The sequence below is a fragment of the Mesorhizobium sp. M1A.F.Ca.IN.020.03.2.1 genome, from assembly GCF_004023205.1.
Taxonomy (GTDB): Bacteria; Pseudomonadota; Alphaproteobacteria; order Rhizobiales; family Rhizobiaceae; genus Mesorhizobium.
Genome location: NZ_RZSV01000007.1, coordinates 1 through 15,223 on the forward strand (window position 1 = coordinate 1; position 15,223 = coordinate 15,223).

A 15,223-nucleotide genomic window follows, 5' to 3' on the forward strand; every position below is an offset into this window, starting at 1 on the left:
GCTGAAGGCATTGGAGCAAGCCTCGCCGGGCTCGACGGCCGTGAGCGCATCCTTGCGCTGCTGCGCGAGGGTGGCGAGATGATCGCCGGCCCGTGCTGCATTCTCGAAGGCGGCCGTCGAGCCCGGCGAGGCTTGCTCCAATGCCTTCAGCGCCGGCCCGTGCTGCGCTTTCCATGCCTCGAGCGTCTTTCCCGTGATGATGCCGTCTGCGGCCTTAGAGCGGAGAGACGCCGCGGCGATCTCTTTGAGCGGTCCGACAGCTTGCGGCGAGGCCTTCAGGATGGCGTTGACGGCATCACCGCCGCCGGCACCAGCCTTCCACGCGCTCGACGAGACCGCACCGCCCGGCATGTTGTAGGGCTGTGTCGAGCCGGGGCGCTGAAGGATCTGGCTGACTGGCTTGGTGCCGAAGGTCTGCTTGCGCTGCGCGGTGGCCGCGGTGGCTTGTTTCAGCCGGTCGGCGGCTCCTTGGTCGAGAAACGTTGCTTGAGGCTGCGAACCGCTCTCAGCCCCGACAGCAGGCCGTCCCGCTTCATTTCCTGCTCCCATTTGGCGAGGAAATACTCGCGGTCCTCGGGCGAGAGCTCCTCCAGCGTCGCCGCCAGCCGTTCCAACGAGTTGGGCGCGTTTTGCACTTTGGAAGTCGCTGACCTCTTGACGCAGCCGCTCCAGCATCATGTCTTCCGGCTGCATCGCGCCAGTCTGCACTGCCAACTGCTCGTCGGCCGCCTTCTGGCTCACGGACTGAGATATAGCGTCCTCGACAGCCCCTCGCAACTGAGAGAGCCGGCCGTAGGCGATGGAATTGGCCTGCAATGGTGAATTTGCATCCCTCATCGCCTTGGAAATGACGCTGCGCAGCGCAACGGCGCGCTGAAGCGGCAACGCGTCGCCATACCCTTGGATGACGTCGCCGAGCTGCTTCTCGACGGGCGTGAGGCCAATGGAGCCTTCCGGCCCGAGATTGCCGTAGACGTCCGCATAGGCGGTCTTGATCGGCGCCGCCACGGTTTGGAGCGTCTCGTCGGGGTCGACGGCCTTCCACAGCGCTCGCTCGCTCGCCTTGGCGGCATCGACGCTGTTTTGGACCGGCGTGCGGAGGTTCTCCCCGAGCACGTCTGTCGGCTGAGCACCGCCAAGGCCTTCGGTCGCCGATCTGGCCGAAGTCGCTGCAGCATCCTGCGCGGCCTGCATCTGCTGGTCGATCTGGTCGAGTTGGTCGCGGAAGAACGATCCGACGGCCTCGGGGTGACCTTCGGCCTGTATATCGGAAAGCGCATCGAGACGGGCCGCGTTCTGATCGGCTCGGCGCGTCAGGAATTCGTCCGGCGACTTGGTTGCGACGGCGCGCTCCAGCTGGCCAAGGCCGGTGTCGCCGGTCGCCTGGAACGTCGTCGGCATCGAGCCCGGGACGATCTCCTGCGGCTGAGAAAGCGCCTGCAGGGCAGCATCCCGGTCGCTGGCCGCGTTGGCGATCGTCTTTGCCGCTAACCGCTCCTGACCGCCCGTGGTGAAGGGTGCCGCATAGTCTGCAGCCGACCGGGCGCCGGCGCCGATCGCCGATGGCACCTCAGAGGCGACAGCACCGACGCCACCGCCGACGAGGCCGCCAAGCAAGCCGCCCAGGTCCTTGTATTTGTCTGGCGCGACCTCGCGACCGATGCCGGATCCGATTCCCGACGCGGTCCCCACGGTCGCGTTGACCAACGGGCTGCCGGGGAACACCACGGCGCTGGACAGGCCTTCGCCGCCCGTTCTCGCGATGCGCTCCGGCGCGTTCTGCGGCTGCGGCAACTGTTCCGGATTGTCCGGGTCAAAGCCCAGTTCGCCCATTCCGCGCTTGATGGTCTCACCAATGCCGGGCCCAAGGCTGGCATTCCGATCAGCGTTTGCCTGACCGATCTTGGCCTGCAGTTCAGGGCTTGCCGGGCCACTAAACTTCCATGCGTCGGGATCGGAGACGACATCCCACCAGTTCTTGGCACCGCTGATGAGGTCAGGCGGCGTCAAGGCGTGCTCTACCGTAGTGGCAAGGTTCGGAATGCCGGCCAGCATGCCGGTGCCGAAGTTCTTGGCCACCGAGGTGAGCGAGGCCTTGCCATCATCGTCAGCGGCCGCCGCTTGCTCAGTCGGCGACGGCCCGAACTGGGCATAAGGGTTCGGGCCCGAGACGTCAGGGCTGCCCGAGGGCGCGGGTGCCGCAGCGTCCTGATCGCCGGAGAACCCGAACTGCGCGTAGGGATTGTCGGTCATTGGCTGCCCAGAACGATCCGGGAGGCGCCCGGGACGCCGTAGTATTGGTCGAACTGACCGGCGGTCTCAGGGTGCTGCCGCAGATGCTGCATCGCCTCGGGCGGCACGATTGTGGTCAGGGCATAGAGCTCCGGCGGCTGATGCGTGTTGAAATACTCATCTGCCCCCTTGATCGAGCCGCCGGTCCGCGACGCCCAGTCCTGCAAGAAGTTGTAGTAATCGGTCTTGCGCTGGTTGGCGGCCTGGATGCCGGCGATGATGCGGCGAGCACCCTCCGGCGAGTTTGCGCCGCCTGGCACCGCCCCGATCGCCTGGTTGACGATGTTGGCAGCCTCGCGCGAGCCGAGAGCCGACGAGAGGTCGAAGCCGAGGCGCGTGGTGAGCTTGTTGAGGTCCTCGCCAGCGGCAACCGCCTTCTCGTCGATCGGCGCCTCCATACCCATACCCTGGAAGGCGGTGTTGACCGATTTCGCGAAATTGACGCGAGCCGCGAAGCCGGTGCCGGGCGTCGTCCAAGCCGAATTGTTGATCGTGGCGAGATCGTGCTTCATTTCGGCAAGCTGGGTTTCTGCGCTCACCGATGCCTGATAGCTGGCGCGGGCGTCCTTCAGCGCGTCCGTGGTTTCTCCCTTCACGATCTCCGTCCCGGTCGGCGAGAACATGCGCGGATCGAGCGGGATGCGCTGCGGTGCTGCCCGGGTAAAGACCTGGCCAACTGCCGCCGGTTGCGGCCCAACCGGCTGCACCGGCGCTGCTTGGGCGACCGGGGCCCGCGGAGTTTCGGCAGCGGGCACCGCAGCGCTCGGCGTCGCCCCTGCGGGCGGCGCGGCGGTCTGATCGCTCAGGCCCGGGATGGACTGGCCATTCTGCAGTTGATCCCAGGTCAACAGCTTCGGCGGGGACATCGGCTGGGTGACATCGCGCACGATGATGCCGGCCGGCGTGATCGTCTGCTGGAAGCGCTGCGCGGCCGTCTCGACGCCGGTCTTTGCGGTGTTGGCCGTGGTTTGGGCGATATCGGCCGCCGTCGTTTTCGCCTGAAGCGCCAGCTGCTGCCCCGCGATGTCGACGCGCTGCCCCTCGAGGCCGAGATTGCCGGCGCGCGTCGCGATTTCGGACTGAGCGAGCGCGTTCTCGCGAGCCTGCTGCTGGCGCTCCTGATACGTTTTGACGCCCTGCTGGCCACCTTCGCCCACGGCGGTAAGGAAATTCGGGCTCTTGGACGCCATCATGCCGAAACCAGCCGACATCAGCGCCATGCGGGCATCGGGCGAAAGGTTCGGCGTCTCGCCATGCATAAGGCCTCGGATCGCATCGATGATGCCCGTGGTGTATGGACGGCCCTGCGAATTGGCGTCAGGGGTCGCGCCGTTGGTGAAGGGTGCCGCCACACCGGTCGACCCGGTCGGCGCAACCCCAGCCGAGGGCGATTGCGGGATATTGTCGCCGTTCGCGAACGCTGCCAGCGCCGGGGTTGCGGCATTGCCGGTCGTCGCCCCGTTGTAGGCAATGGCATTCCCGTCAGTCGGCACCGTGAGCCCGTCGACCGCAGACGAAATCAGGTTGTCCGAATACAACCGCCCGGCTGGTCCATGCTCTTGGGTGACGAGGCCGCGAAGGAAGTTCTTCATTTGGCTGGGCTGAGCCAGGTCGATCGGCGTGGTGGGCGAGATGCCCATCGTGTTGGCGATATTTGCCGCGGCCGCGTGGTTGCCGGGCGTCCAGCCACCTTGGCCAGCAACAAGCTGGTCGACAGTCGTGGCACCCCCTTGGTTCTTGCGCAGTGCCAAGCTGGCAGCCGCCCGCATGCCCGAGTAAGGGCTATCGAATACCGCTTGGGGGTCGCCCTGGTCGGTATTCTGCGAAGGCCCGATGATGCCGGGGACGCGCTGTCCCACAAACTTGATATTCCCGGGGTTGTTGTTGCGCATGCCGGCCGGCAAGCTGGCGACAGTGACGTCCGGGCCAAAGAACTGGCTTGGCGTCTGTGGCTGATATTCCGGCGCGGTCTTTACCGGCAAGTCCGCGATGGTCTTGGGAGCAGGCAGTGGCGGAGCCGCAACGACGCCTGACGCATCCTGCTGAGGCGCGGAGACGCCCGCGTCGGCATAGGCCGACGGCGAAATCGGCGCCGTCACCACAGGCGTGCTGGAAATCCTCGGGAGCGGGACACCAATGTCCGATTGGGGAGGCACCACGCCGGCCCGATCGGCGAATTGCTGATCGGGCAGAGGCTGCGGTGCGGGTGCACCAGCGCGATCGCCGAACTGCTGATCGGTCAGAGGCTTCGGCGCATCCGAACCGCCGCCCAGAAGCGCCTTGATGCCTTCGATCAGCGGATCGGGCATGTTGTTCGGGTCGGAATAGGCCAGCGGATCGACATAGCCGCCGCTGTCATAGCCGCGCGCAACACCGCCATTCTTCAGGCCGAAGATGGACCCCAGAGCGGACAGAATCCCGCCAGAGGCAGGCGATGCCACATCACCAATCTTCTCCGGGAGCCCTGCCTCACCCGTCATCGGGTTTGGCGTCGGAATAGGTGCGGTAGCGGGCAACCCTGGATCGCCGCTGAGGCCGGCGAGAATGCCGTTGGGATATTGCTTCTTGAGATTGGCACCAAGCCCTGAGAAACCCTGCTGAAGCGATTGATTTGACTGGGGCGGCTGCTGCTGCGGTGCGCCACCGGTCGGCATCGTGGAGCCGCCGCCATTGGTGCCTGTCGCCGCCTGCGGGACATAGCTCGCGCCCCCATTGTCGTTTGCGGCTGGCATCGGATTGTCGTTCATGGGAACGATGCCAGAGGCGCCCGAATACGGAGACGACGGGATGACGCCCCCTTGGGCGCGCCGCGGCCGCCCACCTTCGTGGACGGCGCCACCGCTGGCCCATGGGAGGGCCAACAGACCACCGAGGATACCAGCGCCTGTATTGCCGGCCGGCGCTGTGGTCGTTTGCGTCCCGCCCATACCGGAGCCAAGGCCTTCCGAGATGTTCGCCAGCCAGCCAAGCGTCTGGAACGGATAGGACCGCTCGTTCTGATACTGCTGGTAGTTGTACTGCTGCTGCTGGGTGCCGGCGCCGACCTGGGCGGCGGCTTGACCCAGATTGGTCTGCATGGCGGTCTGGCCGAGATTGGCGAAACCGGCCGCCGTAGCCTGGTTGGCGGCCTGCTGCGCCTGCGCGGCGCTCAGCGCCTGCCCATAGCCGGTGTTGTAGAGGTTCGCGATGGTGGACTGGTTGGCGAGGTTCTGCTGACGCGCGAGCTCCGCCTGGGCGACGCCAACCCTGTTGCCGCCCATGGCGCCCTGCGCGATCGCGTTGCCGAGCACGCCCTGCTGCTGCTGGGCGTTCTGCTCCTGCATGTTCGCCATCGTCGAGTTGACGACGCCTGAGATGTAGGGGCTCATATATTGCCCGACAGAGGCCGAAGTCGGCACCGCTGCGGCGGTCAGCGCATTGGACGCCGCGCTGAAATCATCATTGGAGGCGCCGTTGAGGCCAGCAATGGTGTTGAAGCCTGTCAGCTGGTTCTGCTCGAAGCCGGAACCGTTCACGCCGCCGGTGTAGGCCTGATACGGCGTGGCCGCGATGGGATTCGCTTGGGCGAGCAGCTTCTCATACTGCGCCATCACCTGCGGTGGTGGCGTATTGGTAGTCGTGGTTGTGCTAGTTTTGCCGCCCATCAGTGCTTATCCCATGCGCACGGCCCGGCGAACTCGCGGTTCCAGACGAAGAACGCGCCCGCCTTTTCAAGCTGCTTTTCGTAGAGCCGGACCTTGGCCTCGGTCCGATGATTGCTGACGATCCCGATCATCAGCGGAAGATGCATGTCGGCCGACATCTGCTTTGCCCACGCGAGCAATTTCTTGGCGTAGTCGGAACGCCGATGGTCGGGATGGACGAAGTTCCATGCCTCGTTGAGGTACCAGCTTTCCGAATAGTAGGGCTGACCGATCTCGAGATAGATGCTGCCGACAGGATCACCGACGGGCCCGACGACGCCGATCATGGCGCCTTCCTTGCGGAAGAACCGCTGCATGTACTCGCGCACCTTGCGCTCCGAGAGCGGGAACAGACCGTTCTCGTCGTGAAGCAGGCGGATCATCGAAATGATCTTGTCCTCGTCGGCCGGGACCGCGAGGCGCACATCGTCTGTCATGCTGGGGTGCCTATTTGTGAGGGCCGGGGAGGGACTTCAACTTCTTGATGTGCTCCTTGCGGAGCTGGCGCACCATGTGATCAAGGATCTGATGCCCTCGCTTGATGTTGCCGCCGCCGACCTTGCTGACGACATCCGGAGGCACCACGATCTCGCCGCCGGCCGCCATGATCGGCACCGGCGATCCGACCTTGCCGCCATCGGCGCGCTGCAGTGCCGCCGGCGTCGCGCTGTCGGGAAGACCGAGCAGCTTGCTGAAGACGCGGAAGCCGTTTTCCGTGTTCCCCTCGCCAATGCCAGAGACGATGTCGGCCGGGATCACGAATGATTCCGCGGGCACGTCCATGGCGATGTGGTCGGTTCGCCCGGCGACATGCGAGCGGATAGGCCCGACATGGGGCGCTGAATAGGGCTCGCCTGCCAGCTGCAGGGCGTAAGGGATCGGGTCGGCCATCGCAGTGCTCAGCTATAGTAGGGGATCTTGGCCGACGTGCCGTTCGGCAGCGTGACGGTGACATATCCGACCACCTGGGCCGGCGGTGTGATCGCGCCGCCGGTGGCCGTGGTGCTCGTTCCGCTCACCTGCGGGAAGATCGTTCCAATCTTGGTGCCAATGTCATAGAGCGCCCGCACGCCTTGCTGCAGCGTCGACAGGATGCTCGACAGGCTGTTGGTGTTGCCGCCGAAAGTGTCTCTGGATTCACCCATTACCGTTTCCCGTCAGGTGCGGCACGGTAGCGGAGGCCGCCCATGCGCCAGAAAGAGCCGAGACCGGTTCCGGCCGCGGTGAAGCCGATCTCTCGCGCCCGCACGCGCGGATTGCGGAAGTCGACGCTCGACGAGACCTGATAGGGCCCCTTCGACTTCTGCGCGCTCCCCGGATAGTCCGTGTATTTGAGCGTGATGTTCAGGCTTGCGTTCTGCGGTCCCGCATATTTGCCGTACCTGAAGTCCGGGATCAGCCAGTCGACGAACATCAGGTTTTCGCCCTGGGCGATCTGGGCAAGACCGGTCTCGAAGAATTCGCCCATGGCCTGGCCGTCGGCGTCGAGCGCGACCTCGTGCTGGTAGATGTAGCCGGCAGAGCTCGCGCCGATCGGCTGGCCGAGCACCGACTGATCGATCCATGCCGTGCGATTGAGGCGCCCACAATCCCAGCAGTTCAGGATGAAGTTGAACTTGACGTAGGAATCGACCTCGCCGGTGCCGCCGGATGCCGAGGGGAAGTACCAGGCGACCTCGCCAAAGCCGTTGTTCGGAGCCACATGGATCTTGTCGAGATTGTTCTGATCAAGGTCCTGGAAGATGAAGTCCCAGACCGAGCACACGATCGGCTGCACGCCGGCGCCGGCATAGACGTAGAACTGGTTGTTCCCCATCCAGTAGACCGCCGAGTTCACCACGGCCGCGGCGTGCCTGGCGATCAGCCCGCAGCTCTTGGCCAGCTTGTCGAAGCCGAAGATGAAGGGCTGCTGGATGTATTGCATCGCCCAGACGTCGATGTCGGTCCAGATGAAGGCAAACTGCGGTCCCTGAAGCCCTCCGACGATCTTCGATCCAGTGGGCAGCCGGTAGCCGCCCGCCTGGGTCTGCGACGTCACCGCCCAATTCGTGTAATCGCCGGCATCCGACCACTGGATCAGCAGAGGATCCTGCACCCCATTGATCGATGATGCCCACGACACCAGGATCTGAGAGGGCTCCGAAACGAAGATGCCGCCGTTGATCACAGGGGCGTTGAGCACCTTCACGGCGACGGCGTAGCCGCTGTCCGGCGACCATGTGTAGATCGGCCCGTTGGTCGGCGCCGCGATCAGGATCTCGCCCCAATTGTCCATCGTCCAATTGGTGGTTGTGATCGGGCTGCCCGGCGATGGCGACGGCGGCACGCCTGTGCCGTAGGCGCCAAGCCCGTATCCGCCGATGCCGTAGCCGGCCGAAGTGGCGGCCGGCGCAATGCCAATGTAATAGGCGATCTCGACGTTGCCGCCGTTCATCGATGCCGAGGCGGAGGACGTCGCCGCGCTCGACACGTTGATGGTGAAGTTGTTGGCGTCCACGACCGCCTGGACGATATAGGTGCCCGAAATCGTGATGCCGCCGACAGTCGTCGGCGTCGGCACCGCGAAGCTCCCGCCGACGCCGAGACCATGGTTCGCAAGCATCACATTGATGGTCGGCGAGCCCGATGTCGTCGTGAACACCGGCACGGCGCCGCCATTGGCGACGGTTGCGGTCGCCGGCGAAGCCGCCGTGATGTTGTAGCTGTTCGCCCCGGTGACGAGAGCGACGGCATAGGCACCCTGCAGCACGATGCCGCCGACCGCGACCGGCGTGCGGATATAAATCGTGTCGTAAATCGTGGTCGTGATGTTCGGGTCGACGATGTTGACCGTCGTGCTGCCCGACGTCGTCGAAAAATTCGGCGTCGTGTCGGAAATCAGAATTCTGGGCGTAATATCCTGAAAAAAACCCGAGGAAATCACGCCAAGGGTATTTTCGGCACCAATTCCGAGGTGAGTATCGGAATTAATTCCCTCCCAGGCGTGCATTTCCCGCACGGGCGAGCCGATCGAGGCCGAATAAAATTTCTCCCAGCCGCCTAATTTCTCCACCAACACCATTTCGCCGGCCGCCTTGAAGCGGATGAGCTGCGACGTCTGGATTGAGGCGGCATTCTGGATCGGCGTCGACTGGGTGTTGACGCCAGGCGACAGGACGATGGTCTGCAACGGCATTGATCAGCCCCGCGGCGGCTGTGCCAGCGGCGTCGGCGAGAAGGCGGTCCACGCATCCGACCAGGATTTCTTCCGCAGTTCCTCGACGTTGGCCGAGGCCTTCAGAGCCTGGTATTGGCTCTCCCAGCTGATGGGCATCTGCGGATCGCTGCCGGTCGACGAGAAGTTGCGCATGTAGCCCGAGGCGAAGATCATCGATGCGGCGAGGAACAAATCGTAGAGATAGGTGGTCAGGAACGTCGTCGTGTTTGATGCCGACAGCGGCGCCGGCCGCTGGGTGCCGTAGGCCTCGATGGTGTAGGCGAGATCAGGCGAGGGCGCGAACAGCACGTTCCACTGGTCGACCATGGCGAACATCTGAGGCTGCCCGGTTACGGTCGGATCGCCCCAGAGCGCGTAGATCAGTTCCTTCGACGCGGGGACCAGCGGCACCCTGGCACTCGTCGCCACCGCACCGCCAACCGGCGTCAGGATGTTGATGCCCTGCACCGTCACGAAGGTATTGGGCAGCGTGGCGTTCTGGATTTGCGGCGCCAGCGTGACCGAGGTGTCACGGAAGATCGTCGAGATCAGGTCGAGCTCGCGGTAAATCCGCATCTCGGCATAGTTGATTATGGCCGGGATGATCGTCGGGAAGTCCGCATCAGCGGCATCCATGGCAATCATCGTCTCGAGCTGGGAGACGTAGGTGGTATAGTCGACCATCAGTTCGTCACCAGCTGCAGGCCGTCATTCGTCACCAGGTTGAGACCGTCGTTTGTGGCGAGGAACGTGTTTTCGTCTACCGAAAAGCTCTCAGGCCGCGCGTTGAACACCGGAACAGGATCCGGGGGGATGATGCGGGTCTTCAGCTGCGGCTGCGGTCGGTCAAGACACCTCTCGCAAACGAGTATGCGAAGGTTCTGCAGCCTGGTGCCCGCCCATTGCCACTGCCACTGCAGGTCGACGAGGTTGTGCCAAATGCCGCAGCGATCGCAGACCGCATAGGCGTGCGGATTGCTCGGGCTGGTGCGCGCCCGGCCGTGGAAGCGCCACGCCATGGGCTACCTCACGTAATAGCCGCCGAGGGCCGGGGAGATGAAGAGCGGCACGTTTTCGGTATCCTGCTCCATCGCGGCGGTCAGCGCCTTGTCCGCCATCGGCTGCAGCACGGCGATCTTCTCAGCGGCGTAGCTGTACGCCAGCCTGAGGGCTAAACCCCAGACGAAAGCGCCGAACCAGCGCGACGGGATATCGACGGTCTGGCCGCCCTGCAGCGAGACGTCGAAGATCTGGCTCACCTGATAGTAGCGCAGCAGATAGGGGCCGTTGCCGTCCGGCACGGTCCAGAGCGTGATCGTTGGGGCGAGCAGGCGATCGAACCAGAAGCTCGTCGGCTGCCCCTCTTGCGCCTTGTTGGGCATTGAGGCGTATTCGGTGCGCGAGATCGGCCAGATGATGCGATCGGTTGGATTGCCTGCGCCGTCCGTGGTGCGGATGTAGGCGTCCAGGATCATGATCGTGGCGGGATCGACGTCGTAGGTCGCGACGCCCTCGGTCAGATCGACCTCGACGACATCGACCTTCCACAGGTTCGGGGTGTCGTTGTTCCACTCCGCCAGCATGATGTTGACCGCCATGCGGGCATCGACGAGATGCTCTTGCGTGATGGCCGGTCGCCGGATGCCGCAAAGCCCGTAAGCATAGGTGACGAATTCACCGCTGCTCGGGTTGAAGGCCGTGGTACCGCTAGTCGTCATCAGGTCGTGCCGATCTGGGTGGCCTGATTGAGCTTGAATGTCAGGGTGCCACCGGCCAAGCTGCCGACCGTGATCCTGACGAACTGGTACGGCACCGTGATCGTGCCCTCGGTGTTCGCCGTGATGGCGCTCGACGAGAACCACACCGGTGTGACTGACGGATCGTTCACATTGTCATAGGTGTGGTCGACCGTGACGCTGCCGCTGGCGCCGGCATTGAAAATCACCGCATAGCCGACATTCACGGGCGCGATGCGCCAGTCGATGCTGATCGGCGTCTGCGCTCCGGTCGCGCTGGCCGGGTATGTGACGGAAACAGGGTTCATCGGGTCACCCGCTGATGAAGAAAGAGAAACGGGAGCCCGAAGGCCCCCGTCGATGTCAGTGGAGGGATTTCAGCGTCTCGGCGAGGCGCGCCCGCTTGGCGAGCTTCGGATTGTCCGAATGAGCCGCCTTGGCGAGCTTTTTCTCAGGGATTTTGTCTCCCTGGGGAACGCCGAGCTCACGGTGCAGAGCGCCGGGATGCTTCACAGCTCCGGCGATCCACCTGTCTTTGACCGCTCCGCCATCGGCGTAGTCAGTCACCCTCCTTAGCACTCGGGCCGGTCGTCTTGGCGGCTTCCGAGAGCGGGGAGCGATCAGCGCCGACGCGGCCGCCGGACTTGCGGCCGGGGCGGTCGAGCCGCATCTTGGACATCTTGCCCTCGACCTTGCCCCCTTCCTTCTTCTTCACGCGGCCGCCGTCCTTGCGCTCGTCGGCTTCCTTGGCGACGTTCGAGCCGCCGCCGGCGTAGACTTCTTTCGGCGACGGGTCTTTCGCGACGACACCGCCACCAGCACGCTTTGCTTTGCCTTTCATGGGATTGATCCTCAGAAGTTCGTGAACTGCGCCACGCCGAAGAGGCCGATCGCAGAGCTGATGTTGTTGACGGAGGGCGAGGAGAAGAACATCGAACGTTTGGTTCCGTCCGATGCGGTCTGCAGGGCATAGGTGCCGCGAACATCGCCAGTGGTTGCAGTCGCCGGGCTCGTGGCGTCCGGCGCAGTGTAGCCGGTCGACGCGGTGATCCAGGTTGCGTTCACGTTGGCTTCGAACTCGCCAAAGTAATCGGCCCGCATCGGCAGACCGAGGATATCAGTCGTGCCAACGGTGACCGCCGATCCCGACAGCGTGCCCGCCGGCGTGATCGAGGCGATATACTTGAACGCCTTCTTGCCCGTGGCTGTGCCAGCATTGGCGCCGGTGATCGTCTCGACCATCGGATACCAATAGATGTCATAGCCGCGAACCGTGAAGGTCGCCGTGCTGTCGTTGCCGACCGACACGACGCGAACGGCACGGGCGACCAGCGTCGTCGGGTCCCAGATATAGACCGAGCCGCCATTGCCCGTCGGCCCCTGGCCGAAGGCTTTGCCGGAGCTCGGGCCATCCAGGGCCAGAAGCCCGGTGACCGTCACGTTGTTGTCGGATCGCTGGATCGACTGACCGACCGTCACGCCGGCGCCGGTGGCCGACACGAGCGTGAGCGCAGTATTGGCGACGGGAACCTGCGACGCCGCGATGTTGTTGGCGGCCAGCGCGGCCGGAACAGCGGAAAGCGTCGGGATAGCCGTCGTGCCGAGGAACCCGTAAACCGGGGAACCGGCACGCTGACCGGGGACGTACGCGAACGGACCGCGCGGGTCCATCAGCGCCTGGCCCTGATCGAAGATCGAGGGGCCGCGATCGGCGTTGTTGTCGGCTGCGAGGCCCCCAGGGACCCCGCCGCCAAACACAACCGCCGGCCCGGCAAAGGCCGTGATCGTCATGCTGTTTCCTTTCCGGGTTACGAGGTCGGGAACGCGCCGTAGATGGCACGGGGGTCGTTGTAGCCGAACGAGTAGCGCTCGTAGCCCTTGACCAGCAGGTTGTCCGTGGTGAAATCGACCTGCATGTCGGTCTCGAAGGCGACGCGCTCGAGATAGAGCAAGCCTTCGATGTTGGTGAGCAGGAACCACGCGAAGTTGCTGGTGAGGAACTCCGAGCAGACATAGCCGTCCGGCAGACCGCCCGAGGTCGACAGGATCGCGTTGACGTCGTTGTCCGCGGTGCCGGGACGCAATTCCGTCTTGGTGAGGCGGATTGCCACCGGCTCCAGCGCATTCGGCACCACGAGCTTGCGCGCGCGGGCGAAGGTCTTGAGACCGGCATTGTCCAGGTAGGTCGTCGGGATCGTGGTCATCGCGTTGAGCAGCGATGCCTCGTTGAGGTCGACCTGCACCGAAGGCGTGTTCGCGAACGTGCCGCCATCGATCGGGTGAGCCGTCGAGCAGAGCGCGACGCCGTCGCCGGCGATGGAGGGGTTGTAGACGTTGGCCGTGTTGAACACGTTCCAGCCGAAGATTTCCTTGGTCTGTGCGAAGGACTGCATCAGGCCGAGGTTCGAGGGCTGGAACTGCGCCTTGTAGAGGTTGTCGTCGATCGCCTTGCGGGTGATCGCGTAGCCAAGAGCGATTTCGTTGTGCTCCTGGTTGTAGACGTAGCGCTCGCCGGCGTTGTTGTCGAAGGAGGTCTGGCCACCTTCGCTCTTGAGCTTGGCGAGGCCCAGATAGCGCATGGAGACGGTACGCTCCAGCGCCATGTTGGACTTGCCCTTGGTGAAGACCGACGGCCAGCGGGCCGGGATCTGATCGTATTTGCCGGTGACACCGCGAAGCCCGGGCAGCAGGAGGTCGCGGATTGCAGCGAGATTAACACCCATATCCGTTCTCCCCTATTACACGATGCCGGTGAGCGACTTGGTGTCGACGTTGTTGAACGCAACGACGATCCAGTTGCCGTTCGAGGCGCTGTCGGTGCCGTTCGATCCGGGCGGTGCGGTCACCAGGGCGACGATGCGGAAGGGCAGGGTCGCGGTGGTGTTGATGGTCGCCTGGTTGGCATAGGCGCCGGACAGGCCGTTCAGCGCGTTGCCGGTGCCGATGGCGAAGTTGATGTTGGCGCCGACATCGGTGGCGGCAACGGGAGAGCCGGCGTTGCCCGACTGGCAGAGGAACTGCGCGTTCGGGTCGTTGATGACGTAGCCGGTGACGGTGGTGTTCGCCAGCGCGGAACCGGAGCCGGGCCAATAGGGCGACCAGACCTTGCGGTTGAGGGTTGCGCTGACATACTCGCAGCCGACGAAGATGCCGGCGATCTGAGTGGTGCCGGCGACGGACTGCGCGATGGTGCCGTCGGCCTGGCTGGTAACCGGGTCGCCCGCATAAATGGCGCCGGCGGTCAGCGCGATGCTACGAGGGGTCTGCTCGTAGGTCGGCGCGGAACCGGTGCCGCGATGCTGGGAAAACCCGAAGGGTGCAAACGTATTGCTCATTTGCGGTGCTCCTGGGGGTGTTTAGAGTTTTCCCTGCCGGCCCGGCAGTTTTACTCGGGGATGAAGCCGCGGCGGCCTGCCACGGCGATACGAAACTATTTCTCGTCGAAGGCGTGCAGCTCGACCGTCTGACCGGCCAAGGCATGGGTGCAATCGGCAAGAAACTGGATTTGACCGTCTGTCACAAATGAATGACAGACGGAGCATTTGAACGGTGCCGGCTCTTTTCCCGCCGCTACCTGTTCGGCGTTATATTTGCACCAGCAGGTTTTGCCTTCCTGTCCAGCCACGTAGTGCCCGCTCTGGACCACAACTGAGGGCGTAAAGGTCGGCCGGGCATAGTCGCCGTTGAAGCCCCAGCGAGGCCCTGGCCCTTCGCCCACCGTGACGACATGAGCCTCGTTGCAGCCCGGGCACCAGAACATGAGCCGGCCGCCCTCGACGGTGCGGAGAATGCCACGCGCGGCCATCTATTCGTCGTCGATCGGGAGCGATTCGTAGGTGGTGCGCAGCTGCGGGCGCACGTTCTGGTGATCGCGCGGCAGCGTGCCGGCGGGTGCTTCGCCCAGCTGCTGTTTCTTGACCGAGATCGCTTCGCGGGCCGCGGCGAGGTCCTCGTCGCGCGCCTCCTGCGTCAGTTCGATCGGCCGCTCCATGAGCATGAGGCCATCGCGGATGATGGCGCCCTTGTGGCCGTCGGCCACGAGCTCGGGATGACGGGATGCGTCGACCGGCTCCCATCCCTGCTCGCGCATCAGGATGTCGTAGGAGGGGTCGCTCTTGCCGTAGGTGGTGACGCGCTTCCACTCGTAGGATGTGCCGGGCGGGATGTTGTCGACGCGGAACGGATCGTTGAGCTGGCCGCCCTTGCGCTTGCGCTCCCGGATAGGACCGGAGCGAGCGGCGGCGCGTGCGGCAACATCTTCCTTGCGCGGCCGGCCGGGGCCGCGGCGTTCGATTTCGGTTTCCATATGGATGATC

Annotated in this window: 17 protein-coding genes; all 17 read right to left on the reverse strand. The window is 64.5% G+C overall.

Features of this window, described 5'->3' with window-relative positions; genetic code table 11:
- Positions 1 to 2,253: hypothetical protein (locus EOA79_RS02205; RefSeq protein ID WP_164893804.1), on the reverse strand; the 2,253-nt coding region annotated here is incomplete at its 3' end.
- Positions 2,250 to 5,936 (reverse strand): hypothetical protein, encoded by a 3,687-nt coding sequence (locus tag EOA79_RS02210; RefSeq protein WP_128292738.1) that lies wholly within the window; start codon positions 5,934 to 5,936, stop codon positions 2,250 to 2,252. The genes EOA79_RS02210 and EOA79_RS02205, both read right to left, overlap by 4 nt.
- Entirely contained in the window at positions 5,936 to 6,412 is a 477-nt protein-coding gene (locus tag EOA79_RS02215) for a GNAT family N-acetyltransferase (RefSeq protein WP_128292740.1), read from the reverse strand. Before EOA79_RS02215 ends, EOA79_RS02210 begins: the two co-directional genes overlap by 1 nt.
- A 10-nt stretch (positions 6,413 to 6,422) precedes the next feature.
- Positions 6,423 to 6,866: a hypothetical protein gene (locus EOA79_RS02220; protein ID WP_128292741.1), complete on the reverse strand. Its 444-nt coding sequence runs from the start codon at positions 6,864 to 6,866 to the stop codon at positions 6,423 to 6,425.
- An 8-nt stretch (positions 6,867 to 6,874) separates the two neighbouring features.
- A complete protein-coding gene (locus tag EOA79_RS02225; RefSeq protein WP_127335234.1) occupies positions 6,875 to 7,120 on the reverse strand; it encodes a hypothetical protein in 246 nt (81 codons plus the stop codon).
- Positions 7,120 to 9,150: a hypothetical protein gene (locus EOA79_RS02230; protein ID WP_128292743.1), complete on the reverse strand. Its 2,031-nt coding sequence runs from the start codon at positions 9,148 to 9,150 to the stop codon at positions 7,120 to 7,122. The genes EOA79_RS02225 and EOA79_RS02230 overlap by 1 nt, the downstream gene beginning before the upstream one ends.
- A gap of 3 nt (positions 9,151 to 9,153) precedes the next feature.
- Entirely contained in the window at positions 9,154 to 9,855 is a 702-nt protein-coding gene (locus EOA79_RS02235) for a hypothetical protein (protein ID WP_128292744.1), read from the reverse strand.
- A complete protein-coding gene (locus EOA79_RS02240) occupies positions 9,855 to 10,190 on the reverse strand; it encodes a hypothetical protein (RefSeq protein WP_128292746.1) in 336 nt (111 codons plus the stop codon). Before EOA79_RS02240 ends, EOA79_RS02235 begins: the two co-directional genes overlap by 1 nt.
- Before the next feature lie 3 nt (positions 10,191 to 10,193).
- Complete coding sequence (locus EOA79_RS02245; protein WP_128292748.1) at positions 10,194 to 10,889, reverse strand: hypothetical protein; 696 nt, start codon at positions 10,887 to 10,889, stop codon at positions 10,194 to 10,196.
- Positions 10,889 to 11,215, reverse strand: a complete 327-nt coding sequence (locus EOA79_RS02250; protein WP_128292750.1) for a hypothetical protein — start codon at positions 11,213 to 11,215, stop codon at positions 10,889 to 10,891. Before EOA79_RS02250 ends, EOA79_RS02245 begins: the two co-directional genes overlap by 1 nt.
- A 55-nt stretch (positions 11,216 to 11,270) precedes the next feature.
- Positions 11,271 to 11,474: a hypothetical protein gene (locus EOA79_RS02255; protein WP_128292751.1), complete on the reverse strand. Its 204-nt coding sequence runs from the start codon at positions 11,472 to 11,474 to the stop codon at positions 11,271 to 11,273.
- Positions 11,467 to 11,748: a hypothetical protein gene (locus EOA79_RS02260; protein ID WP_128292753.1), complete on the reverse strand. Its 282-nt coding sequence runs from the start codon at positions 11,746 to 11,748 to the stop codon at positions 11,467 to 11,469. Before EOA79_RS02260 ends, EOA79_RS02255 begins: the two co-directional genes overlap by 8 nt.
- An 11-nt stretch (positions 11,749 to 11,759) precedes the next feature.
- The gene (locus tag EOA79_RS02265) at positions 11,760 to 12,698 is read right to left on the reverse strand and encodes a hypothetical protein (RefSeq protein ID WP_127335242.1); all 939 of its coding nucleotides are present in this window, start codon (positions 12,696 to 12,698) and stop codon (positions 11,760 to 11,762) included.
- A gap of 17 nt (positions 12,699 to 12,715) precedes the next feature.
- Positions 12,716 to 13,630: a hypothetical protein gene (locus EOA79_RS02270; protein ID WP_128292754.1), complete on the reverse strand. Its 915-nt coding sequence runs from the start codon at positions 13,628 to 13,630 to the stop codon at positions 12,716 to 12,718.
- A 15-nt stretch (positions 13,631 to 13,645) separates the two neighbouring features.
- Entirely contained in the window at positions 13,646 to 14,242 is a 597-nt protein-coding gene (locus EOA79_RS02275) for a hypothetical protein (RefSeq protein ID WP_128292756.1), read from the reverse strand.
- 95 nt (positions 14,243 to 14,337) lie between these two features.
- Positions 14,338 to 14,712 (reverse strand): DUF6527 family protein, encoded by a 375-nt coding sequence (locus tag EOA79_RS02280; protein WP_128292758.1) that lies wholly within the window; start codon positions 14,710 to 14,712, stop codon positions 14,338 to 14,340.
- Positions 14,713 to 15,213, reverse strand: a complete 501-nt coding sequence (locus EOA79_RS02285) for a hypothetical protein (RefSeq protein ID WP_128292760.1) — start codon at positions 15,211 to 15,213, stop codon at positions 14,713 to 14,715.
- Between the last annotated feature and the right edge of the window lie 10 nt (positions 15,214 to 15,223).